Origin of the sequence: Bacillus sp. MYb78 (genome assembly GCF_002975115.1) — a bacterium.
Taxonomy (GTDB): domain Bacteria; phylum Bacillota; class Bacilli; order Bacillales; family Bacillaceae_G; genus Bacillus_A; species Bacillus_A cereus.
In genome coordinates, this window is the sequence record NZ_PCOB01000077.1 from 1 (window position 1) to 1,088 (window position 1,088).

Below are 1,088 nucleotides of genomic sequence, written 5' to 3' on the forward strand. Positions count from 1 at the left end.
AAGTAACAGATATGCCAGAGATTACGCAAGTACATATTCAAAAAGTAGAGTTAATTCGAGAAGGAAATGCAGTTGCAGAGGTTGCGAAGTATTCAGCAAAAGATTATGAAATGTCAGTGAGTCAAGATGTGTTCGACGTGTTTTATTTAGCTTTAAAAGGTCGACAATTAATTGTGTACGGTGGATTGCTAAAAGATTATGCTAAAAAATACGAAGATGGCGAATTGGACAAGTATAAGAGTACAGATAAAAATGAGTATTATTATAGATTAATTGCAATGTGGAATAAGGATTTAATGAAATTTGAACAAGAATATCAAGAGTTAACGGAAAGTGAGAAACAAGAATATAACGGTCATTTGATTGATGAAATGGAGGTTGAATAGTTTTGTATAAAAAAGGTGATATTGTTAAACATACCTGTTGGGAATGTTATAACGAAGAAATGAAAATTTATCGGATTTCAAAAAGTAAGGTCAAAGATGGTGAAGATGTATATTACTCATATAAGTGCTAGGTTAAATGTGAAAAATGTGGTGCGGTTGATGATATTTGAATGACAAAGAGAGAACCAGTCTTAATATTAAGTTTGGTTCTCTCTTTTTTGTATTGAAAGAAAACCTTCTGAGTGCAGCAAGTAGCATTCAAAAGGTTTTTATGATCTAACAGAGAATTAACAAAAAAGAGTTTTTTCTTAAATTTAAATTTGTGAATTTGTGAATTTATTTTTAAAGTTTATTTCGAGATATATTTTGTTCTGATGATTTCGTTTTACTACTGTACGAGTTAAAAACCTATAGTGTGCGCATGAATTTTTTTAGATATATCTATATCGATAAAATACCGCACGTTTTTTGATGTTTTTTGAAAATAGAAATTCTACATTTTTGGGGTTGATTTTGGATTTTTGGTGTGGGATTTTATTTAAAAATTTTTAAATTTGAAATCTTGATTTTTCGATTTTTGAAATTTTTGTTTTCCGTTTTCTCTGTAATTCTGTATTCCGAAATTAGGGAGTTTATATAGTACCTCTATGACGAACTGAAAACGAAAAAACTTTGCTCGCATATTTAATTCATAGATATTTC

The 1,088-nt window shown here is 29.1% G+C and carries 1 protein-coding gene; it reads left to right on the plus strand.

Features of this window, described 5'->3' with window-relative positions:
- Positions 1-386 (plus strand): protein rep (locus tag CQ064_RS33090; RefSeq protein ID WP_181147428.1); only part of this gene is annotated, 386 nt, incomplete at its 5' end.
- Positions 387-1,088: the final 702 nt, after the last annotated feature.